This window comes from Pantoea sp. Seng (genome assembly GCF_009829935.1).
Taxonomy (GTDB): domain Bacteria; phylum Pseudomonadota; class Gammaproteobacteria; order Enterobacterales; family Enterobacteriaceae; genus Pantoea; species Pantoea communis.
The window spans coordinates 1-20,529 of record NZ_SZZV01000005.1 but is presented as its reverse complement, the minus strand read 5'-3'; the positions used below and the strand labels follow the sequence as shown (position 1 = coordinate 20,529).

Annotated in this window: 22 protein-coding genes and 2 pseudogenes; 19 read left to right on the top strand and 5 right to left on the bottom strand. The window is 50.1% G+C overall.

Going from position 1 to position 20,529, the window contains the following annotated elements; genetic code table 11:
• Window positions 1-281: 281 nt before the first annotated feature.
• The 11 genes from FD737_RS06215 to FD737_RS06165 all read left to right on the top strand — a co-directional run bounded on the left by FD737_RS06215 (window position 282) and on the right by FD737_RS06165 (window position 10,272).
• On the top strand, window positions 282-1,043 hold the full coding sequence (locus tag FD737_RS06215) for a spore coat protein U domain-containing protein (protein ID WP_160833004.1): 762 nt from the start codon (window positions 282-284) through the stop codon (window positions 1,041-1,043).
• A 150-nt stretch (window positions 1,044-1,193) separates the two neighbouring features.
• Window positions 1,194-2,588: an MFS transporter gene (locus tag FD737_RS06210; RefSeq protein WP_160833003.1), complete on the top strand. Its 1,395-nt coding sequence runs from the start codon at window positions 1,194-1,196 to the stop codon at window positions 2,586-2,588.
• A gap of 538 nt (window positions 2,589-3,126) precedes the next feature.
• Window positions 3,127-3,666 carry a fimbrial protein gene (locus FD737_RS06205; protein WP_160833002.1) on the top strand — a complete coding sequence of 180 codons (540 nt, stop codon included), beginning with the start codon at window positions 3,127-3,129 and terminating at the stop codon, window positions 3,664-3,666.
• Window positions 3,667-3,738: 72 nt separating this feature from the next.
• Window positions 3,739-4,290 carry a fimbrial protein gene (locus tag FD737_RS06200; protein ID WP_160833001.1) on the top strand — a complete coding sequence of 184 codons (552 nt, stop codon included), beginning with the start codon at window positions 3,739-3,741 and terminating at the stop codon, window positions 4,288-4,290.
• Window positions 4,291-4,304: 14 nt separating this feature from the next.
• Complete coding sequence (locus FD737_RS06195; RefSeq protein WP_160833000.1) at window positions 4,305-6,827, top strand: outer membrane usher protein; 2,523 nt, start codon at window positions 4,305-4,307, stop codon at window positions 6,825-6,827.
• Between the two features lie 36 nt (window positions 6,828-6,863).
• Window positions 6,864-7,640, top strand: coding sequence for a fimbria/pilus periplasmic chaperone (locus FD737_RS06190; protein ID WP_160832999.1), 777 nt, complete (start codon window positions 6,864-6,866; stop codon window positions 7,638-7,640).
• Window positions 7,641-7,655: 15 nt separating this feature from the next.
• Window positions 7,656-8,276 (top strand): fimbrial protein, encoded by a 621-nt coding sequence (locus tag FD737_RS06185; RefSeq protein ID WP_160832998.1) that lies wholly within the window; start codon window positions 7,656-7,658, stop codon window positions 8,274-8,276.
• Complete coding sequence (locus tag FD737_RS06180) at window positions 8,269-8,787, top strand: fimbrial protein (protein WP_160832997.1); 519 nt, start codon at window positions 8,269-8,271, stop codon at window positions 8,785-8,787. The genes FD737_RS06185 and FD737_RS06180 overlap by 8 nt, the downstream gene beginning before the upstream one ends.
• A gap of 9 nt (window positions 8,788-8,796) precedes the next feature.
• On the top strand, window positions 8,797-9,282 hold the full coding sequence (locus FD737_RS06175; protein WP_160832996.1) for a fimbrial protein: 486 nt from the start codon (window positions 8,797-8,799) through the stop codon (window positions 9,280-9,282).
• Window positions 9,283-9,290: 8 nt separating this feature from the next.
• Window positions 9,291-9,830, top strand: coding sequence for a fimbrial protein (locus tag FD737_RS06170; RefSeq protein ID WP_237448750.1), 540 nt, complete (start codon window positions 9,291-9,293; stop codon window positions 9,828-9,830).
• A 118-nt stretch (window positions 9,831-9,948) separates the two neighbouring features.
• Entirely contained in the window at window positions 9,949-10,272 is a 324-nt protein-coding gene (locus FD737_RS06165) for a gamma-glutamylcyclotransferase family protein (protein WP_160832995.1), read from the top strand.
• Here FD737_RS06165 and FD737_RS06160 read toward each other — a convergent pair.
• Complete coding sequence (locus FD737_RS06160; RefSeq protein WP_160832994.1) at window positions 10,264-11,217, bottom strand: MurR/RpiR family transcriptional regulator; 954 nt, start codon at window positions 11,215-11,217, stop codon at window positions 10,264-10,266. The two genes, FD737_RS06165 and FD737_RS06160, sit on opposite strands and share 9 nt — an antisense overlap.
• A gap of 292 nt (window positions 11,218-11,509) precedes the next feature.
• Here FD737_RS06160 and FD737_RS06155 point away from each other — a divergent pair, with 292 nt between their 5' ends.
• The 6 genes from FD737_RS06155 (at window position 11,510) to FD737_RS06130 (ending at window position 17,967) form a co-directional block, all read left to right on the top strand.
• Window positions 11,510-11,815: a PTS sugar transporter subunit IIB gene (locus FD737_RS06155; RefSeq protein ID WP_160832993.1), complete on the top strand. Its 306-nt coding sequence runs from the start codon at window positions 11,510-11,512 to the stop codon at window positions 11,813-11,815.
• A gap of 61 nt (window positions 11,816-11,876) precedes the next feature.
• Window positions 11,877-12,218 (top strand): PTS lactose/cellobiose transporter subunit IIA, encoded by a 342-nt coding sequence (locus FD737_RS06150; protein WP_034823342.1) that lies wholly within the window; start codon window positions 11,877-11,879, stop codon window positions 12,216-12,218.
• Window positions 12,211-13,527: a 6-phospho-beta-glucosidase gene (locus FD737_RS06145; protein WP_160832992.1), complete on the top strand. Its 1,317-nt coding sequence runs from the start codon at window positions 12,211-12,213 to the stop codon at window positions 13,525-13,527. Before FD737_RS06150 ends, FD737_RS06145 begins: the two co-directional genes overlap by 8 nt.
• A gap of 193 nt (window positions 13,528-13,720) precedes the next feature.
• Window positions 13,721-15,073 carry a PTS cellobiose transporter subunit IIC gene (gene celB, locus FD737_RS06140; RefSeq protein WP_160832991.1) on the top strand — a complete coding sequence of 451 codons (1,353 nt, stop codon included), beginning with the start codon at window positions 13,721-13,723 and terminating at the stop codon, window positions 15,071-15,073.
• 223 nt (window positions 15,074-15,296) lie between these two features.
• A complete protein-coding gene (locus tag FD737_RS06135) occupies window positions 15,297-15,914 on the top strand; it encodes a glutathione S-transferase family protein (protein WP_160833122.1) in 618 nt (205 codons plus the stop codon).
• A 10-nt stretch (window positions 15,915-15,924) separates the two neighbouring features.
• Complete coding sequence (locus FD737_RS06130; RefSeq protein ID WP_160832990.1) at window positions 15,925-17,967, top strand: pyridoxamine 5'-phosphate oxidase family protein; 2,043 nt, start codon at window positions 15,925-15,927, stop codon at window positions 17,965-17,967.
• Between the two features lie 62 nt (window positions 17,968-18,029).
• Here FD737_RS06130 and FD737_RS23820 read toward each other — a convergent pair whose 3' ends face one another.
• The 3 genes from FD737_RS23820 to FD737_RS06120 all read right to left on the bottom strand — a co-directional run bounded on the left by FD737_RS23820 (window position 18,030) and on the right by FD737_RS06120 (window position 18,924).
• Entirely contained in the window at window positions 18,030-18,161 is a 132-nt protein-coding gene (locus FD737_RS23820) for a hypothetical protein (RefSeq protein WP_370523022.1), read from the bottom strand.
• Between the two features lie 22 nt (window positions 18,162-18,183).
• A complete protein-coding gene (locus FD737_RS06125; RefSeq protein WP_160832989.1) occupies window positions 18,184-18,396 on the bottom strand; it encodes a cold shock domain-containing protein in 213 nt (70 codons plus the stop codon).
• A gap of 360 nt (window positions 18,397-18,756) precedes the next feature.
• Window positions 18,757-18,924, bottom strand: a complete 168-nt coding sequence (locus tag FD737_RS06120; protein ID WP_064511320.1) for a YhfL family protein — start codon at window positions 18,922-18,924, stop codon at window positions 18,757-18,759.
• A gap of 554 nt (window positions 18,925-19,478) precedes the next feature.
• Between FD737_RS06120 and FD737_RS24110 the strand changes: the two are divergent.
• Window positions 19,479-19,580: pseudogene (locus FD737_RS24110) on the top strand (DUF2778 domain-containing protein); the annotation flags it as partial.
• Between the two features lie 250 nt (window positions 19,581-19,830).
• Window positions 19,831-20,313 (top strand): annotated as a pseudogene (locus FD737_RS06115) (Hcp family type VI secretion system effector); the annotation flags it as partial.
• A gap of 107 nt (window positions 20,314-20,420) precedes the next feature.
• Here FD737_RS06115 and FD737_RS06110 read toward each other — a convergent pair.
• Window positions 20,421-20,529, bottom strand: a 109-nt coding sequence (locus FD737_RS06110; protein ID WP_160832988.1) for an IS3 family transposase, incomplete at its 5' end; no start/stop codon positions are given.

The following is a 20,529-nucleotide window of genomic DNA, read 5'->3' as shown; positions in this document are numbered from 1 at the left end:
TCGCGCTCGGCCAATGGGCCACAAGGCTGGTGAGGGGCAAGATTGTTGATAGATGGAATGCTTTGATTAGAACATCATTCTTGAGCTTTAAAACATTCGTAAGATTTGCATTACAAAATAAATGGAAAAGAAGTACAAGCTTAAAATCCCCTACTGATGTTCTCATCATCACTCATTAACCATAATAAAAAACAGCCAACTGGGATGCATCTTACCCTTCTAACTAAAAGACATCTCAATTTTACTTTATCGAAACAACCATCTTTATTACCTGGGATAAAATGAAAATATCATATCTATTTCTTTCAATAATTATTTATATTATCCCTCTACAAGCCAGATCAATTATCACCATTTCCAATGCGAATGTCCCTGATGGTTCCTTTTCCGTAAACATAAGCTACAGTGCATCGGGCGGTAACTCGACTGCGGCAATTGGATGTGGAACGCGATATTGTGATTTCGGAATTTGGGTCGTGAACAGCACTGAAGCCAGGCCAGCACGCATATTGTTGAGCACCTCTGGCATCGGCACTGACACTTGGTCAAATGCCAACACTGCTTTTTTAAGAACCTATCCCTCCAGTGCGAATATTTCTTCTCCATTACCATTGGGTCCAGGTCCTTATTCTGTATGCATTGGTGGAGCCCAAAATAATCTCGGTTACCTTTATCGAAACCAACCAGGCACTTCTTGCCGCCCCGTATCTTTCCCTCCCGTCCCCACCAGCTGTGCTTTTTCAAGCTCACCCAACATCGATCACGGCACGCTCCAGGCTGACAAGGTCAATGGAAAACAAGACAGTGTCTCAATCAATGTGAACTGTAACCGCGCAACCTCAGCCAATATCGCCAGTTTGGGGGGCGCAATTAATATGGGCGGCGGAGTGAGTTCTACTCTGACCTTTGATGGCCGTGGCTTAGGATCCATTTATCTACCCAACGGCATATCAACCCATACCGTAACCTCTACTCTGAGTGCAACTAACCCTACGCCCGGAGATAAGAGTGGCAGCGGCGCCATCGTGATCAACCTACCTTGAAGCCGCTTTTATGAAGGCTGCATTTATCCTCTATTCTCACAGCCCGGCAACAGCCGGGTTTTTTATCGCTACACTTGCATAGAAAACGATTGCGCCCGAAACTATTCTCTCCCTAATCCTGATTCACATGGAAGAGAAAGGAATGGCGTTATGACGCAGAATGGCATCCCAGCTAACAGAACGTTGCTGCTCGCACTGCTGGTTGCAGTCACCTTTTTTATGGAAAACCTCGACGCCACCGTCATTACCACTGCTATTCCACAAATGGCGCGCGATTTCGCTGCTAGCCCGGTGGCGCTTAACGTGGGTGTGAGTGCTTATTTACTGGCAGTAGCGGTGGGTATTCCGATGAGTGGCTGGTTAGCGGAACGCTACGGAGCACGCACGGTGTTTGCCTGTGCGATTCTGGTATTTACTGTTGCGTCGATACTGTGTGGACTCAGCGATACCCTGCCAATGTTCACGTTAAGCCGCGTTTTGCAGGGCATTGGTGGCGCGATGATGGTGCCAGTCGGTCGTATGGTAGTGCTCCGTGTGACCGAAAAAAAAGACATGGTGAAAACCATCGCCTTTATTACCTGGCCGGGATTGATTGCCCCGGTGCTCGGTCCACCGCTCGGTGGCTTAATAGTGACTTACGGACATTGGCCGTGGATCTTCTGGCTCAATATCCCACTCGGCATTATCGCCATTATTGCCACCGTTTATCTGGTGCCCCAGTTTAAAGCAGAACAACCGCGTCCGTTTGATGTGCGCGGATTTGTGCTGACCGCTACCGCCTGCACGGCGCTGATTATCTCCCTGGAAGCGCTAGGACAAATGCATCTCAGCCTTGGCATTCCATTGCTGTTGCTTGGCATGTTGTGCAGTGTGCTGGCCTATCGCCACAGCTTCAGCCATCCGCAACCGCTGTTGCCGTTCAGTGCCATGACTATTGATACTTTCAGAAATGCCGTTGTCGGGGGATCACTGTTCCGCGCATCCATTAATGCCGTCCCTTTTCTGTTGCCATTGCTGTTTCAGCTTGGATTTGGCTGGAGCGCCGCGCAGGCAGGCGCCATGGTGCTGTGGGTATTTGCCGGCAATCTGGCAATGAAACCCGCGACCACCTGGCTGATGAAACGCTTTGGCTTCCGGCGGGTATTGATGGTTAACGGCGTCATCAGCTTGGGCGCAATGCTGGGCTGCTTGCTGCTCAGCCCTTCACATGGGTACTTTGCGATTGCTGGGATTCTGTTTATCGGGGGCTTGTCGCGCTCGCTGCAGTTCAGCTGCTACAACAGTTTGGGTTTTGCTGATGTGCCACAAGCGAAAATGAGTGATGCGTCTGTGGTGTTTAGTATTTTCTTCCAGTTCAGCATGAGCGCCGGCATTGCGCTAGCCGCCCTGTTCTTACGCGGAGCCATGCTGTGGCATGATCATGCAACCATTGAGCAGAATGATATTCACATCGCATTTGCAGGTGTGGCTTTATTGGTGTTGATGTCTCTGTTTGATGTCTGGCGGCTGGAGAAAAATGCTGGTGCGCAGGTGCTGAGCCGTTAACAACAAAGTTGCCCGCGCGGGGTTTGCTGTGGGCAGTCTTATTAACATTTTAAAGATGAAGATATTTTATCTTTTAGTAAACATACTTAACTGATCTCGTAATATTTACGACTCTGCTCACATTAATATCACGCTCGCGATGTTATAGTTTTCATCAATTGGACCAATAGGCCATTCACATTTAGAAAGATGAGAAACCTCTTCTCATTAATGCTTATCACTTCGCTTGTAATACACCCCTTACAAACACCCCATTCGCTCACTACACCAACAGAAAATAAATCTTATTTTCAATAAAGGACCACCTGCCCATAATACCTTCCAACGACGCAATGAAAAATAAAACAAAAGCTCAGGTAAATAAATCATGCAGATCTGAATTTGCATGTTTAAGGAGCACCTGATAGCAGTGTGTAAATACTGATATTTCTTCATATCAAAGGCGTAACTCATCGCTCAAACGCCGGATGAAATCTCAGTGAAAGCATATTTCTTAAAACAAGAAAATATGGATACAAACCAAAATGGAAGATATTAAATGAAAAAGTGTATTATCGCTCTGTCTGTATTAAGCCTGTTTACCGCTTCCTCTGTCTACGCTGCAGGTGGCACCGGTAAAGTCACCTTTACCGGTTCTATTATCGATGCGCCTTGCTCAATTGCACCGGGTTCTTTAGACCAAACTGTCCCACTAGGCGCCATTTCTAATGTGGCACTGGCGGCCAATGGCAACACCGGTTCTTCCAGCCCTAAGCCTTTCCACATTGAATTGGAAGATTGCGTCATCACTACACCAGGAACGAAAGATAAAGTCAGCGTCACCTTTACCGGAGCAGCCTCTCCACATGACACTGATAGCCTGGCTCTGGTCGGTGGTGATGCCAGTGGTGCTTCTATCGTACTGACTGATGGTGATGGCGTTAAAGTTAAACTGAACACCGCGTCCACTGGCCAGACCGTTATCAATGGCAATAACACCCTGACCTTCGCTGCACGCGTTCAAGGTGGTGGTGCAGCAGCCACAATCGTACCGGGTACGTTCCAGGTTCCTGCCAACTTTGTACTGAATTACAACTAATCAATAACACTCTTACTAACCTGCGGCGAGCCTGCCGCAGGTTTTTTCTCTCCTCTATTCTGGAGTGCGCAAATGTTATTTAAGTCATTATCCTCACGATATTCGGCCGTCTATTTTTTACTTTTAGGTGTTTTGCTAATAACAAAAAAATCATTTGCAAACGCTGAAGGATTTGGCCGCGTGAATATGACTGGTTCAATAGTTGAAACTCCTTGCGCAATTGAAGTCGGCGATCGCGACCAGACCCTTTTTATGGGAAATCATCCTGTCAGCAAAATCATTCTTGAAGGACAAGGACCAAAGAAAGAGTTTTCTATTCGCTTATTTGGTTGCACCCTCACTCGATTAGACCCCAGTAAACCTGACTGGAAAAATTTTAAAGTCATGTTCGATGGTGAGGAGGATAAAGGCCATTTTAAAACCTCAGGTATGGCCAGCGGTGTCGCTTTAAGAATCAGTGACCATTTGGGCAACGTGGCATCACCGGGCGTACATCTGCCAGAAAGAGATCTCATGGCAGATAACATGCACCTTAAATACACCCTGAACTTAGTCGGCAACCAGGAAATATTACAAGCTGGCGATCACCAATTAACGATTCGATTCAGAATAGATTATAATTAATGAGGCTCGCGATCATGCTGTTATGCCTTCCGCGTCAAGTGGCTTCAATCTTTTGTCTTACCGCTATTGGGATACTCTTATTCATCGGAAAACTGACATCATCGATTGCAGCTAACGAAGTGCAGTTCAATACGGATGTTCTCGATCTTAAAGATCGTAGCAATATCGATCTCAGTCAGTTTTCACGTAAAGGTTTTATTCTACCCGGAACTTATTCTCTCTCTATAAACCTGAATGCGATCCCCCTTTCTGAGAGACAGATTCATTTCTATCCTTCCGAACAGGATGCCAATGAAACGGTTGCCTGTGTGACACCCGAAATGTTGTCGCAATTTGGGATCAAGGAATCCTCTTTAGCCAAACTCACATGGTGGCGGGATGGACAATGCCTTGCGCTGGAGAGCATCCCAGGGATGGAGGCGCGTGGCGATTTAGGCAAATCGACGCTGTTCGTGAGTATTCCGCAAGCTTACTTAGAGTACAGCAGCCCGTATTGGGATCCCCCCGCTCGTTGGGAAGAGGGGATTTCCGGCGCGCTATTTGATTACAATCTCAACCTGCAATCCCTGCAACAAAACGGCGCGGGTGGAGGAAGTGGCACCAATTTGTCAGGCAACGGTACCAGCGGTGCGAATTTCGAGGAATGGCGTTTGCGCGCAGATTGGCAGGCGCGTTACGACCGTCGCAGCGGCAAGAATCATGAGGCAGACACCCATAGCTGGGATTGGAGCCGTTTCTATGCCTATCGCGCCCTGAGTAAAATCGGCGCGAAACTCAGTCTGGGCGAAGGTTATCTTAGCTCTTCCATTTTCGACAGCTTCCGTTATACCGGCTTAAGCTTGATCACCGACGACAATATGTTGCCACCGAACCTGCGCGGCTACGCCCCGGAAGTGAGTGGTGTGGCGAAAAGCAATGCGAAGGTCATCATCAGCCAACAAGGCCGCATCATTAAAGAGGTGCAGGTCGCGGCCGGTCCCTACCGCATTCAGGATCTTGATAGCGCTGTTTCCGGCAATCTTGATGTTCGTGTGGAAGAGCAGGATGGCAGCGTCACGCAATATCAGGTGAGTACCGCAACCATCCCCTATCTTACCCGTCCGGGCCAGATACGTTACAAAACAACCATCGGAAAACCCAGCGACTGGAAGCACCGCGTAGAGGGCCCTCTGTTCGCTGCCGGAGAGTTTTCCTGGGGTATCAGTAACGGTTGGTCGCTTTATGGCGGAGGCATTGGGGGCGAGGAATATAACGCGCTATCAATGGGATTAGGTCGTGACCTTTTGTCACTGGGCGCGCTATCAACGGATGTCACGATGTCGCAGGCCAAAGCGCCTAATCTGGACGTCCAACGTGGTGGTTCTTATCGCCTGAGTTATGCCAAACGCTTCGAGGAGACGGGCAGTCAGGTCACATTTGCCGGTTACCGTTTCTCTGATAGCGGCTATCGCTCAATGGCCGAATATCTGGATTCCCTTGACGGAGACATCAGTGCTGGTCGCAGCAAAGAGATGTACACCATCTCGCTCAACCAGCAATTTGAATCGCTGAATCTGACAGCGTATTTGAATTACAACCACCAGACCTACTGGAATCAGGCCGCGAACGATCGTTATGACTTATCACTCTCACGCTTTTTCGATCTGGGTCGCTTCCGAAATCTCAGCCTGTCACTGACCGCCTATCGCAATAAATTTAATAACACCAACGATGACGGCATGTATATGTCGCTGTCATTGCCGTGGGGTGAGTCTGGCACAGTAAGTTACAACGGCTCCCATTCCAAAGGCGATAACCGCCAGAGTGCGAGTTATTACAGCCGGATCGGCACGTCAGATTCTTATCAAGTCAGCACCGGTGTTGCACGTCAGGGTGCCGATCTCAGTGGCTACTACACCCATAATGGCACTCTCGCGCAGATTAACAGTTCGGCGAGCTATCGCGAGGGTCAGTACAGTGCTCTGAGCGCTTCCATACAAGGTGGTGCCACACTCACTGCGCAGGGCGGCGCATTGCATCGCACCAATATTTTAGGAGGCACACGTATGCTGGTTGATACCGGTGGCGTGGCAGGTGTGCCAGTGGGAGCCTATGGCAATGCCGCTTACACCAACCAATTTGGCAAAGCTGTTGTGAGTGATATCAGCAGTTACTATCGCAACAGTGTGCGCATCAATGTTGATAAGTTGGCAGATAACGTAGAAGCCCCGCAATCCATAGTGCAGGGAACGCTGACAGAAGGGGCAATCGGCTATCGTGCATTCAACGTTATTTCTGGTGAGAAAGCGATGGCGGTCATACGCCTGGCCGATGGTTCTGCTCCGCCTTTCGGCGCCACCATTTTAAATATGAAAAATCAGGAAGCCGGTATCGTAAATGACGATGGCAACGTCTATCTCAGTGGAATTAATTCGGGTGAAACAATGGTAGTGCGCTGGAATAATGAAGAACAATGCAAAATATCGCTACCTAAAAACCTGCCATCAAACATGATGAGCAACATATTACTTCCATGCGAACTCATATCGCAGTTATAAAAGAATTCATCCACCAACTGACTCTGCAGGAAAATAATGAACAGAAAAAATATAGCTTTCATCTTTACGGCAACCACTATAAGCCTGATCACTCATTCGGTATCAGCAGCTATTTCACTCGACCGAACGCGGGTCATATTTCCTGGTTCAGAGAAATCAGTCAGTTTGACGGTCAGCAACCAAAACACGGAACTGCCTTATTTAGCGCAAGGTTGGCTGGAAGACGAACAAGGTGAAAAGCTCAATACCAGCAGTCCACTCACCGTGGTGCCACCGGTACAGCGCATTGAACCCAAAGCTGAAAGCCAGGTAAAAGTGCAGGCGCTGACTTCAGCGGAATCTTTCAAAAAATTACCTCAGGATCGTGAGTCACTGTTTTATTTTAATCTGAGAGAGATTCCTCCTAAAAGCGATAAACCAAATGTTTTGCAAATTGCTCTGCAAACGCGCATCAAACTATTTTACCGTCCGGCTTCATTAGCAGAGGCAGCAGCGGCACAGCATGCGTTGCCTTTTCAGGAAAAAATAACCCTAAGTAAAAGTGGCGATAAATATACCGTGATCAATCCAACGCCCTATTACATCACGCTAATTGGTGCCAGCGCCAAAAAAGAGGGTGATGTCATTAAAGGGTTTGATGCATTGATGATTTCGCCTAAAAACCAGACTGTATTGGGTGGCAGCGCAGCGGCATTGGGTGCTACTCCGGTATTGGTCTACGTCAATGATTACGGCGGCCAGACAGCACTAACCTTTAAATGCAGCGGCAATGTTTGCAATGTCGATACCAGTAAGCGCGCAACACCTAAATAATCAGGAAAGAAACTCATGCAAAAAATCGTCTTTACCGCGCGCCCGGCAGTGATTATCAGGAACGTGCAAGGCTCAGCGCTCCTGGCTGGCACACTGTTATTTTCTTCTATCACACAGGCAGGATTTACTGATGGTCTGGTCGATGGCAATTACGGCGTTATCCGCGCGCACGGTACTTTGACCGAAAGTGCATGCCGGTTGGATATGCGGTCTGCCGACCAATCTGTATCTTTAGGCAATGTCGCCACAGCCGACTTACAGCGCCCCGGTGACAATGGCAATTTAGTCCCTATTGCCCTCTACTTACATGACTGCCTACGCACATCCTCTGCGAATCGCGATACGAGGGGAAATCTTGCATGGAATGCCAGTCAACCCGCGGTTTCCTTCACCTTCACCGCAGTTGAAGACTTAGTGAATCCTCAATTGATCAAAGCACAGGGCGTCGACGGGATGGGATTGCGCTTAAAAGATGCGCATCGTAATAACGTTATCCTTGGGCAAAAAGGAAAACCCTTGTTATTAACACCGGCCAATAACGTTGTAATCTATTACATTGCAGCGGAGCGAACTCGTGACGAACTGCGCGCAGGCGTTTATTCAGCCAATGTGAACTTCAGGTTGAATTATGATTAGTCTGCACTCAGGAAATAAAGTCCGTGCAATGGGGCTCTGGTGCGCTATGGCAGTTTATTTTTGGCCACTGACATTGTCTAACTCCGCACTGGCATTCTCGACGACTGCCACGGTCAAAGTCAAAGTCTTAGCGCCGCCTTGCATCGTCAATGGAAATAGAGATATTCCAATTGATTTTGGTAACGATATTATTGTCTCACGCATTGACAGTCGTATTTATGAACGTCCTATACCCTATGTACTTGACTGTTCAGCGGGTACTTCGAAGGCACTCAAGATGCAAATTTTAGGAGGCGGTGCTTCTTTTGATACGACAGTACTGGGTACAAGCAAAGCCAATCTTGCTATTGAATTAAAAAGTAACGGGACAAAGATGGCAGTGAATAGCTGGCACAATTTTACCGATCCTGCCAGACCGTCATTGAGTGCGGTTTTGATTAAAAATAGAAGTGGTATCGTCACGGGTGGCGCCTTCACTGCAACGTCAACACTGCTGGTTGATTATCAATAGGAATAATAAATGAATAAGATAAAAAAACCCAACAGGAAACAGATAATTTTATTTACATGTTTATTGATGTTTGCTTCATTGGCAAAAGCAATAAATGTCAACTTTAGGGGAACTCTCGTGGAGTCTATTCCGTGTGAAATCAACAGGGGCGGGCTCATTGAAATAGACTTCGATACTGTAATTATTCGCGGTATCGATGGTAACAAATATCGTCAAACTGTACCGTATACCGTAACTTGTTCGGGAACCGGAAGCGTGCGTTTAGCCGTTCAGGGAACTGCAGCAAGCTTTGATAATACGGCTATTGTCACAAATAAAAGTGGTTTAGGCATCAGGGTTGAGCAAAATGGCTCTCCATTACGTATTAATCAATTAATTTCAATCAACTTGTTACGGCCGCCGACTTTGACTGTCGTCCCTGTTGCTAATCCGGCCTCCTTACCTACCGCAGGCCCTTTTACATCTCAGGCGACCATCATCGCTGATTATCAATAGGGCAAGTTATGAAGCGAATCATTACATTGTTAATTATCCTATGCACACCGGGCTTTGGAGTGATGCTTCCTGCGCGAGCCTTCGCTGCAGAAAATCTTATTATGCGTGGGACGCTTGTTGATACACCCTGCTTCATACGTCCGGGGGATGAATTAATTAAGCTAGATTTCGAGGAGGTGATCGATAAATTTCTGTATCGCTATACTCGCACACCCAGCAGACCATTAAAGATTCATCTAGAAGACTGTGACATCAGTGTCTATAACGAAGTTGAAGTGACTTTTCAAGGCACAGAAAATACCTCTTTGCCGGGATTTTTGCGCCTCGATCCGGGAAGTGTTGCCAGTGGAGTTGCGATCGGAATTGAAAGTATTGACGGTTCAACGATAGGAATTAATATAGCAGCACCTGCGAAAAAATTGCAGGCTGGCGATATGGTGCTGGCATTTCAGGCCTATGTGCAGGGGGAACCTAATGCGATTCTTAACAAACGAATTGGACACGGACAATTTACTGCCACGGCAACATTCGTGTTGAATTACCTCTAAATCAGAAACCTGTAACGTCTGCTTTACTTTTCACTAATCGGGCAGACGTTGCACTCCATTGGCTAACCTCACCTCTCGCGCTAGATTTGATGCCTTTCCCTAATTGCTGAGGTAGTTAATGCATAGTCTCTTCATTTACGGCACGCTCGGTCCAGGCCGCCCTAATTCGCATATAATGGAAAATATTGGCGGAAGCTGGCAGCAAGGTTACGTGCTGGGCAATCTACGTGAAGCGGGCTGGGGCGCAGCGATGGGTTTTCCTGGTATTGAACTCTCTGCAGATGGCGCGCAGGTTAACGGCTTTGTCTTCAGTTCGGATAACCTTTCCGCACACTGGTCGATGCTTGATGAGTTTGAGGGCGAAGGCTATCAGCGTGTGCCAGTTGAAGTGGTACTGCAAGATGGCAGCACCCTGATATCAGAAATCTACGCGCTAAAATGACCTAAGCGCCATTTCCAGCCGATCCAGCGCGCAGAGAATGCCATAGCTGCGCGCCTGCTGTTCATCCGGCAACGGTAACCAAATATCAGCCTGACTCGCCAGATCCAGCTTAGTCGGGCAGATGGCAATCACCGGCGTTTTTTGGATATGCGCATGATGCACAGCGCTGAGCACGCTGCTGTTCACCGCATCCGGCGCGAGGATCAGCAGTAAATCATCCGGCTGCAATCGGCTTAACGTCATACGCAACAGGTTATCGTCCTGAATCCATGCCAGCGCCAGACCTGTCGCCGTTAATCGTTGGTGTACTTCAGCCACCAGTGGCGTGGTCTGCCCTGCCGCACCAATTAACAGCACGCTGCGAGCTTTAACTAGCATTCGCGCCGCCCGCTCCCAGGTCTCGGTTTCAGCCAGTGTCCACTGCTGGGCTAGCGCCTGATGAATCGCCTCCAGCTGCGGAATACCCTGGGCGGTTGGGGTTGAAGGCACCGAACTGGCCCTGGCCAATCGCATACGCAATTCGCGAATATCTTCACAACCCACAGAACGGGCAAAGCGGGTAATGGTGGCCGCACTGACTTCGGCGCGTCCGGCTAATTGCTCGATGGTGGCCGAGGCGGCAAACGCGATATCGTTAAGAATTGCCAGCGCCACACGGTTTTCCTGCTGGCTCAGCGATGACTGGCGCTGCCGGATGACATCGAGAAATGCCCCTTCCTGCTGTCCTGCTTTGCGCACCTGATGCAGGAAATCATCCAGATCGCGACAGCCTGCCGATACCGCAAAGCGGCGCAGGACTTCAGGACTCACCCCTGCCTGCGTTGCCAGACTTTCCATTGTCGCCTGCGTGCTGACGTGCAAATTTTCCAGAATAAAACGCGCCAGCTTAGATTCCGGCGCATCCGCGCGTGCCGATTGCTGCCGCAGTTGCCAGACAATATCCATCCGCTCACCACATACTCTCGTTGCGAACACTCATCATGCATGAAAATATTTTTCAGTGTGAGTTTTTTTTCAGCAATTCCACCACTACCAGCGTTAAAAACCGCTTATGTTAACGATAAATTACAGCACCGATCACAGTCATGAAAAATATTTTCACAAGCAATCAGAGCATAACTCATTAATTTTAAATCGTTAATTATTCATTCATCAGAAAACCATCTGTCCGGAGGGTATTTACACCGTCTTCAACACGGGTCTTTAATGGCCCCGACAAATCACAGGAGGAAATCATATGCGTATCGTACTTTGCTGTGCTGCAGGGATGTCCACCAGCATGCTGGTCAACAAAATGCAGAGCGCCGCTCAGGGGCGCGGACTGACAATTGATATCAAAGCGGTGCCGGTGGCGGAATTCGAACGCATCCTGCCGGATGCCGACGTGGTGCTGCTCGGCCCGCAAGTAAAGTTTGAAGCCGCCCGACTGACTGCCATCGCCGAGCCACAAGGCAAAGCGGTCGCCGTCATCGACATGATGGATTACGGCATGATGCGTGGCGAACAGGTGCTGGATACCGCCCTGGCGTTGCACACCTCGTAATACCTCCGTTTTACCCAAACTGACCAAAATAAACACGGCCTTGTGCTGTGGGGGATTCTGCATGTCCGAAGAAGTGGTTATCGAGTTTGAAGAACAGATCATGCTGCTGCTGGTACAGGCCGGTGCCGCTCGCAGTGCAGCACTGAGCGCCCTGCGATTGGCGCGCGAGGGCCAGTTTGCTGCTGCCGAGCAACAGCTCATGGCGGCGAAAGAGAGCGTCAATGGCGCGCATCAGCAGCAGACGGCATTGATCAGTCTCGATGAAGGCAGCGGCAAACTGCCCGTCACCCTGATTTTGGTACATGCCCAGGATCACCTGATGAACGCCATGCTAGTGCAGGATCTGGCGGGCGAAATCATTGAACTCTACCGCCGCACTGCGGCAGGAGGAACCGATGCTTAAGATGGCAATTATTGGTGGTGGCAGCAGCTACTCACCGGAACTGGTCGAAGGAATCATCAACCGTTACGCGCAGTTGCCGGTGACTGAACTGGCGCTGGTGGATGTGGAATCGGGTCGGGAGAAAGTGAATATTATTGCCGACCTCACCCGCCGCATGCTGCAGAAGAAGGGATTAGAGCAGGTCAACGTCAGCGTGCACTTTGAGCTGGATGATGCCATCCGTGGTGCCAGTTTCGTGCTAACCCAGCTGCGTGTCGGCCAGCTGGCGGCGCGCGCAACTGATGAACGCCTTGGCCTGAAATACGGTCGTCTCGGCCAGGAAACCACGGGCGTGGGCGGTTTTGCCAAAGCCCTGCGCACCATTCCGGTGATGCTGAACGTGGCGCGGAAAGTGGAAGAGCTGGCGCCCGATGCCTTTATCATTAACTTCACCAATCCCGCCGGGATCGTCACTGAAGCGGTATCGCGTTACAGCAACGCCAAAATCATCGGCCTGTGTAACGTACCGGTGAATATGCATCATATGATTGCCGGTATGCTCGACGCGCCATGGGATGATGTGCAGTTGCGCTTTGCCGGGCTCAATCATCTGGTGTGGGTGCATCAGGTCACTTGCCGTGGCGAAGATGTCACCAAACAGGTGATTGACCAACTGTGTGATGGCCAGTCGCTGACCATGAACAATATTAAAGATATGCCGTGGTCACCGCAGTTTCTGCGGGCGCTGAATGCCATTCCCTGCCCGTATCATCGCTATTACTGGCAGACGCCGCAGATGCTGGCTGAAGAACAGGAGAAAGCTAAAAACGGTCATGAAGGCACCCGCGCTGAGCAAGTGATGAAGGTTGAAGCGGAGCTGTTCGCGCTGTATGCCGATCCGCATCTGGCGCACAAACCGGAGCAACTGAGTTTCCGCGGCGGTGCTTATTACTCTGAAGTGGCGGTTGAACTCATCAGCGCGATTCACAACAACAGTGGCAAGAATCTGGTGGTGAACTGCCGCAATAACGGCGCGATTCAAGGCCTGCCCGATGACGCGGTGGTGGAAGTGAACTGCCTGGTAGATGCTCAGGGCGCGCACCCGTTAATGTTTGGCGAGTTGCCACCGTTGATGAACGGCCTGACACAGCAGATTAAAGCTTTCGAACGCTTAACCATCGAAGCGGCGGTACATGGCGATCGTAATCAGGCTTTGCTGGCACTGTTGGGCAGCCCACTGGTGGGTGATGTCGCGACAGCAGAAGCCCTGCTGGACGAAGTGTTAACCCTGAACAAGCCGTGGTTGCCGCAGTTCTCATCGGCTCAATAGCGCCGTAGCGGTGCAATCGCGAGAATGCGGCTCCAGATATGCCCGATAAAACGTGCCGCTGCGCAATTGAGGGCATCTGGCAATGTCAGGTCACCTGCACCAACGCTCGTGGCGCGAATTATCCGCCGCTGGCGTTGGTGCAAATGGACCGCTTATTATCATTTTGTTGTGCCATTGAGCCTGAGGAGGCCCTGTGTCCAACCGTACTCTTATTGAACGTTATGTGTTGCCTGCAGCGCTGAAAGTCGCCGGACAAAAGCATGTGCTCTCGGTGCGTGACGGCATCATTCTCAACATGCCGTTTATGCTGATTGGCAGTTTCTTTCTGATCTTCGCCTACCTGCCGATTCCGGCCTGGGGCCATTTGATGGCGGATCTGTTTGGCGATACCTGGCGCAACAAACTGCTCTATCCGGTTCGTGCTACCTACGACATCATGGCGCTGATTTCCAGCTTCGGCATCGCCTATCGTCTGGCGGAGAAGTACCGCACGCTGGATCCGCTCACCAGCGGCGCCATGGCATTAGTGGCTTTTGTGATGACCATTCCGCAGCAGACGCTATTTGCCCCGGTGGAAAATGCGCCCGCACAGCTGGTGACCGGCGTCCTGCCGATCTCGATGATTGGCAGCCAGGGCTTGTTCGTGGCCATTGTGATTGCGCTGATGTCGACGGAGATTTATCGCTTCGTCCACAGCCGCAATCTGGTGATTAAGATGCCGGAAGGCGTGCCGCCTGCGGTGGCAAAATCCTTCCTCGCGCTGGTACCGGGGTTCTGCGTGCTGGCGGTGGTGCTGATCATCCGTCTGGCAGTGGAAGCCTCGCCGTTTGGCGACATCAACAACCTGATCGCCACCGTGATTGGATTGCCGATGCACCACGTTGGCGGCACTCTGCCGGGCATGATCTTCTCGGTGCTGCTGATCGGTATTCTCTGGACGCTGGGATTGCACGGCGATGCCATTGTGCTGGTGTTTATTCAGCCGGTCTGGCTCTCCAACATGAGTGAAAACCTCGAAGCGTTCCAGCATAACCAGCCGATTCCGCACATCTTCACGCAGCAGTTTTATGATCTGTGGATTGCGCCCGGCGGCACTGGCGCGTTGCTGAGTCTGGTGATCTTTATGCTGATCCGCTCTCGCAGCCGCCAGATGAAACAGCTGGGTAAGATTGCCGGACCCGCCGCGCTGTTCAACATCAGCGAGCCATTGGTATTTGGCATTCCGCTGGTGATGAACCCGTACCTGTTCCTGCCGTTTATTCTCACCCCGGTGGTGCTGGTGATTGTCTCATGGGCTGCCATGACCACCGGACTGGTTGCCCCGCCAGCTGGCATCGCCCTGCCGTTTACCACGCCGATATTTGTCAGCGGTTATCTGGCTACCGGCGGGCACATTTCAGGCACCGTGTTACAGGTGATTAATCTGGCGATCTCGATGGTGATCTACTATCCGTTCTTCCGCGTATGGGATCGTTTGAAACAGCGCGAAGAACAGCAAAGCGAACAGCAGGCTCAGGCTGTAGCAGGGAGTGCGGTAGTTTCATAATTTCCGGCCAACCCCTGCGCGGCAATAGCGATACACATGACTGCGCGCCCTGCAAAATAGGTTTAACGATTCTGCAGGGTCGCCATGTAGTCGCATTGCCCGCCATTCTTCCATTTTTCGCAATAATGACTTCGCAAACCCGGCTATTCTGCCGCGCCACAGGCTGTGCCAACCTTTAGACAGGGTTCGGGATCATCCCGGCCACCACTAAAGGACACTGATGATGAAACTCTACCACTTCCCGCTTTCTGGTCATGCGCACCGTGCACGTCTGTTCCTGTCCCTGCTCGACCTGCCACACGAGGTGATTGATGTTGATCTCGCTAACGGTGAACACAAATCCCCGGCGTTTCTCGCCATCAACCCATTCGGCCAGGTGCCGGTGCTGGAAGATGACGGCGTGTATATCTCCGACTCCAACGCCATTCTGGTTTATCTGGCGAAAAAATCAGGCCGCAGTGAGTGGCTGCCCGAAGATGCGCTGGGCGCGGCGCAGGTACAGCGCTGGTTATCGGTGGCGGCAGGCGAACTGGCTTATGGCCCTTGTGCGGCACGCTTGATTACCGTTTTTGGCCGCCCGTTCAACCCTGACGAAGTGATCGCCCGTGCGCACACCATTTTGGCGCTGATGGATCAACATCTGACAGGACGTGAATGGCTGGTCGGCGATCGCCCAACCATCGCGGACATCGCTCAGTACAGCTACCTGATCGGCGCGCCGGAAGGCAATGTGGATCTCTCTGGCTATCCGGCGGTCAATGCGCTGTTACGCCGTATTGAAGCGTTGCCGGGCTTTGTTCCCTTCCCGCAAACCGCTGCCGGTCTGCGCAGCATCGCGTGAGTTAACTATCATGGGCGAGAAACTTCCGGTATGGCATGCAGGTGAAATAGCCCTGCAGCAGCAAGCGGGCGTGGCCGAACGCATGGCGGAGGTCGGTCAGCGTGTGATTCGCGATTTTATGCCCGACCAGCACCGCGACTTCTACGCGCAATTGCCGTTTATTGTGGTGGGCAGCGTGGATACGCAAGGCGATGCCTGGGTTACGCTGCTGGAAGGCCAGCCCGGTTTTATTTTCTCGCCCAATGCCACCACGCTGGATATTGCCGCCCAGCCGGATGCCCGCGATCCGGCTGCAGCCGGGTTCACCGATGGCGATCCGGTTGGCCTGCTCGGCATTGAGTTGCACACCCGTCGCCGTAACCGCATGAATGGCATGTTGAGTGCGATTGGCGGTGGCTTTCGGGTACAGGTGGAGCAGAGTTTCGGCAACTGTCCGCGCTATATTCAGCTGCGCGATTTCCGCTTTGCTCGTTCGCCCAATGAGCCGGCTACCGGTGAGGTTGAGGAGCTGAGCAAGCTCGATGAGGCAGCCCGCACCACCATCGCCACCGCCGATACGTTTTACGTTGCGACTTATGCCGAGCATCAGGTTGATGCCTCGCATCGCGGCGGCAAACCCGGCTTTGTTAGAGTCGATGAAGATGGCCTGCTGACCATTCCCGATTTTAACGGCAACCTCTTCTTCTCCACGCTCGGCAACATCCACCAGAACGGGAAAGCCGGTCTGCTGTTTGTCGATTACCACAGCGGCGATACGCTGCAAATGACCGGCGATGCCAGCGTAATCCTCGACTCGCCGGAGATCGCTGCATTCCAGGGCGCCGAACGGTTGTGGACATTCCGCCCGCGCCGCATCATGCGACGTCATGCCGCTCTCGCCTTGCGCTGGGAAACGGAACTGGAAGGTATCTCACCGGCATCAGAAATGACGGGTGACTGGCAATCGGCTGCCGAACGCCTGCGTGCCAGCGAACTGGCGCGACGCTGGCGGCCTTTTAGGGTGACGAAGATTGTCGATGAGAGCGCATCGATTCGCTCGTTTCATCTGATGCCTGATGATGGTGCCAGTTTGCTGGCGCATCAGGCCGGGCAGCACTTGCCGATTCGCGTGCAGTTGCCTGGTACAGACAAACCGCTGATTCGTCACTACACCCTGTCGGTTGCGCCGTCGGACGGTTTTTATCGCATCAGCGTCAAACGCGATGGCGTGGTCTCGTGCTATCTGCACGAACATCTTCGGGTTGGTGATCGAATTGATACCCGTGCGCCAGCCGGTGATTTCACTATCGATGCGCAAGAGACACGCCCAGCGGTGTTGATGGCGGCGGGCGTCGGCATCACCCCGATGCTGGCGATGCTGCGCCATCTGGTTTATGAAGGACGCCGCAAACAGCGCATGCGCCCGACCTACTTTTTCCAGTCCGCGCGCAACAAAGCGGAACGCCCTTTTGTCCGTGAACTAGATGCGTTGCTGGCGGTCTCACAGGGCGCATTCAAACTGGTGCGCGTGTTAAGCCTGCCAGAAGATGCAGAACCGGGATTCGATTACGATGTCGCCGGACGCATCGATATGGCGCTGCTTTCACAGGTGCTGCCCTTTAACGACTACGACTTTTATCTGTGTGGCCCGCCGCAATTTACTCAGGCGTTATATGACGGGCTGCGCAGCTACAATATCGCCGATAAACGCATTCACGCCGAAGCCTTTGGCCCGTCCTCGCTGCAGCGTCGCATGGATGTGCAGCAAACAGAAAAAACCTTACTTCCGATTTCGACTCAATCCATACCCGTGATGTTCATGAATTCAGCCAAAGAGGCGCGCTGGACACCAAATAGCGGATCGCTGCTGGAACTGGCCGAAGCACGCGGTCTTAGCCCGGAATACAGCTGTCGTGAAGGACATTGCGGATCGTGTAAAACGCGGATTCTAAAGGGATCGGTAACCTACCCGACGGCGCCGAGTGCCAGTGTGGCAGAGGGGGAAGTATTAATCTGCTGCGCGCAGCCGGCACAGCAGAATGGCGATATCGAGCCGATTCAGCTCGAGTTATAACGCGGGGTTGTCGTTCAGATACAGCGTGAGGACGTTACACGAAAAGGAGTGCAAACCTGCGTTTATGCAGCAATATTTTTAAGCTCAATCATCGAGGACTTGCAGAAAATGCAGGTCGCACCGTGAGGATTTTTGGGGCTGACATCAAATACTGACTTACGGTATTGAGAGCCCTGACACTGAGGACATCTCATAAAATAGGTGAACAAATTAATATTAGAGACCTGTAACATTGATTGCTGAAGGGCCTTTCGGTCCATCTTGTACGGAGAATTCAACATGCTGACCCTCTTCAAGGGAGCGGAAATCACTACCGGTGATAGCAGAGAAATGTACGAAGACATCTTTGCTGCCATTTTCAGGGGTAATAAAACCGAAACCTTTTTCAGAATTAAACCACTTTACAGTACCGAGAATTTTATTAAACATAATTAATACCTTTTCTTTTTTGCCGTGAGGCTGAGTAAACTGAATCGCAGAGAAAAATCAGGACTGAGATAAAACTCAAAGAGAAAGGGCTTGTTTTCGGCACTGACGTAGATGAGAGATAAACTGTGAACTAACTTTGAAACTGTCTGCATATCAGACTGAAGTTCATTTACGCATGTCTAATGCAACATTGCAAGATAAAAGAACAATAAACTTTCCATCCTTATGATTAACACTCTCAACATTAAATAAAAACCATTTAAAACAACACGATGTAATTTAATCTTTCAGATTCTTCAGGGATTTTAGAGGTGTTGCGGCCAGTTAACTGCGTGACTGGCCGCTAATCATCAATGCAGACTATTTATCTACTGGTCCACAACCGCCAATAATTTTCGAGATAGAAACAGCCGGATGAAGCAGATAATCGTAATCACAGTTCTTTTCTTTGTTGTACACGCTTCCAGTACATCCAGACAGCAGAGCCACTACCGCAGCGGCAATTGAAAACTTAATGAGCTTATTCATAATAACGCGTCCATTGTTAAAAGTGTTTTTAAGAAATTGAATTACTGTTCTCATGCATTTGAAAATCAAGAAATTACTGAGAATAGCAAGCAACAGAACATAAGTACCTTACAGCGCTTACGCGATAAATTATTAATTAAACACATAACTAAAGACAACATTACGAATTATCTGTTTATTATCATTTTTAGATTAAAGTCTTGTAGGGAAAGCCTGACGGAATTTGTTAATGTAAGGATTCCCCTTTAGATTGACAACCTGAGTTATCAGTTGAAGAATTAATTACCACTTTAGGTAAACGACTACGAAAATTTTTAATCGATTTTTTTCATTATTAAGGATTAATCGGTATCCATATCGAATCTGGCCCTCAGAAGAAGATATAGTGTGGGCGACTACGCAAAATTGAAAACACACCATTATTATTACTGGCCCTAAAAATTCACCCTATGTAACATAACCCTCAGTTATTACATGATTTTTAATTCGGGACAGGTAATGGCACTTCAGGGAAAGTTGATTCTTAACAGTGCAGATTATGCACGTACCCGCCAGCGTTTATGAACACTGCAATGGTATCCGTACCAAGCAAGCCTTCGCTTATGGCCCGAGGATTAATTGAGGTCGTGGCCAATGGCTCAAATACTTGCCCGTAGAATCGCAAAATGCGTTTTCTTTATACTATTATCGCTTGTTGTCGGCAGATCGATAGGTAGCGCTGAAACGTATATCTCTCAAGATTTCGCCCAAAAGGTCGCCGTATTTATCAGCGGTGATTCCAATATTGAAACCCTCTACGACGCCTATTTCTACATTGATTTTTCAATCGTGATGTCCATCACTACAGCTGTTTACTTAACAATCGCGAAGTTAATTAAAAAAACAAGGAGCAAGTAAAATGCTAACCCTCCGTATATATGGCTAAAAGACGATGGTGGAGCAGATATAAAAGGGTCTGTCGATGTTCAGGATCGTGAAGGCAGCATTGAAATTATCGGCATGAGCCACGGCATTAACCTGCCGGTAGATGGATCAAACGGTAGAATCACCGGCACACGTCAGCATTCATCAATGATGATTGAGAAAGAAGTGGATAGCTCCACGCCTTATTTGTATAAAGCTGCAGCAACCGGACAGACGCTAAAAAGCGCTGAACTTCGCTTCTATAATATTAGCGATGCGGGCCAAGAGGTATGTTATTACACGGTACTGATGGAAAATGTAAAAGTCACAGGTGTTAACTGCGGCGTGGCCAAGGTGAAACTAGCGGGTAATGACAAACTAAATCATACGGAAAGCGTAAGTCTGCAGTATGAGAAAATCATCTGGCGCATTGTTGATGGCAACATTCAATATGCCGATGCGTGGAATGAACGTCCTACAGCATAGTACTAACTGTTGCCGCTTGCTGCATGTTTATAAACAGGCAGGATAACGACGTAAAAATTTCGATTTTGTACGTCGTTGTCAGCAGGCAATGAATCGCCACGGATAATCTAGACACTTCCGAGCCGTTGATAATACTGGGTTTCATATTCTGTCGGTGACATCTGATCGCTAGAACCATGCCGACGCTTACTGTTATAAAACATTTCGATGTAATCA

What these genes read in the sequence shown, in the direction of transcription:
- FD737_RS06210 (WP_160833003.1), top strand. Translation starts at nt 1,194, where the DNA reads ATGACGCAGAATGGCATCCCAGCTAACAGAACGTTGCTGCTCGCACTG.
- FD737_RS23820 (WP_370523022.1), bottom strand. Translation starts at nt 18,161, where the DNA reads ATGAGATGTCCTCAGTGTCAGGGCTCTCAATACCGTAAGTCAGTATTT.
- FD737_RS06155 (WP_160832993.1), top strand. Translation starts at nt 11,510, where the DNA reads ATGCGTATCGTACTTTGCTGTGCTGCAGGGATGTCCACCAGCATGCTG.
- FD737_RS06120 (WP_064511320.1), bottom strand. Translation starts at nt 18,924, where the DNA reads ATGAATAAGCTCATTAAGTTTTCAATTGCCGCTGCGGTAGTGGCTCTG.
- FD737_RS06175 (WP_160832996.1), top strand. Translation starts at nt 8,797, where the DNA reads ATGAATAAGATAAAAAAACCCAACAGGAAACAGATAATTTTATTTACA.
- FD737_RS06170 (WP_237448750.1), top strand. Translation starts at nt 9,291, where the DNA reads ATGAAGCGAATCATTACATTGTTAATTATCCTATGCACACCGGGCTTT.
- FD737_RS06130 (WP_160832990.1), top strand. Translation starts at nt 15,925, where the DNA reads ATGGGCGAGAAACTTCCGGTATGGCATGCAGGTGAAATAGCCCTGCAG.
- FD737_RS06215 (WP_160833004.1), top strand. Translation starts at nt 282, where the DNA reads ATGAAAATATCATATCTATTTCTTTCAATAATTATTTATATTATCCCT.
- FD737_RS06195 (WP_160833000.1), top strand. Translation starts at nt 4,305, where the DNA reads ATGCTGTTATGCCTTCCGCGTCAAGTGGCTTCAATCTTTTGTCTTACC.
- FD737_RS06135 (WP_160833122.1), top strand. Translation starts at nt 15,297, where the DNA reads ATGAAACTCTACCACTTCCCGCTTTCTGGTCATGCGCACCGTGCACGT.
- FD737_RS06160 (WP_160832994.1), bottom strand. Translation starts at nt 11,217, where the DNA reads ATGGATATTGTCTGGCAACTGCGGCAGCAATCGGCACGCGCGGATGCG.
- FD737_RS06205 (WP_160833002.1), top strand. Translation starts at nt 3,127, where the DNA reads ATGAAAAAGTGTATTATCGCTCTGTCTGTATTAAGCCTGTTTACCGCT.
- FD737_RS06180 (WP_160832997.1), top strand. Translation starts at nt 8,269, where the DNA reads ATGATTAGTCTGCACTCAGGAAATAAAGTCCGTGCAATGGGGCTCTGG.
- FD737_RS06165 (WP_160832995.1), top strand. Translation starts at nt 9,949, where the DNA reads ATGCATAGTCTCTTCATTTACGGCACGCTCGGTCCAGGCCGCCCTAAT.
- FD737_RS06145 (WP_160832992.1), top strand. Translation starts at nt 12,211, where the DNA reads ATGCTTAAGATGGCAATTATTGGTGGTGGCAGCAGCTACTCACCGGAA.
- FD737_RS06125 (WP_160832989.1), bottom strand. Translation starts at nt 18,396, where the DNA reads ATGTTTAATAAAATTCTCGGTACTGTAAAGTGGTTTAATTCTGAAAAA.
- FD737_RS06185 (WP_160832998.1), top strand. Translation starts at nt 7,656, where the DNA reads ATGCAAAAAATCGTCTTTACCGCGCGCCCGGCAGTGATTATCAGGAAC.
- FD737_RS06190 (WP_160832999.1), top strand. Translation starts at nt 6,864, where the DNA reads ATGAACAGAAAAAATATAGCTTTCATCTTTACGGCAACCACTATAAGC.
- FD737_RS06150 (WP_034823342.1), top strand. Translation starts at nt 11,877, where the DNA reads ATGTCCGAAGAAGTGGTTATCGAGTTTGAAGAACAGATCATGCTGCTG.
- FD737_RS06200 (WP_160833001.1), top strand. Translation starts at nt 3,739, where the DNA reads ATGTTATTTAAGTCATTATCCTCACGATATTCGGCCGTCTATTTTTTA.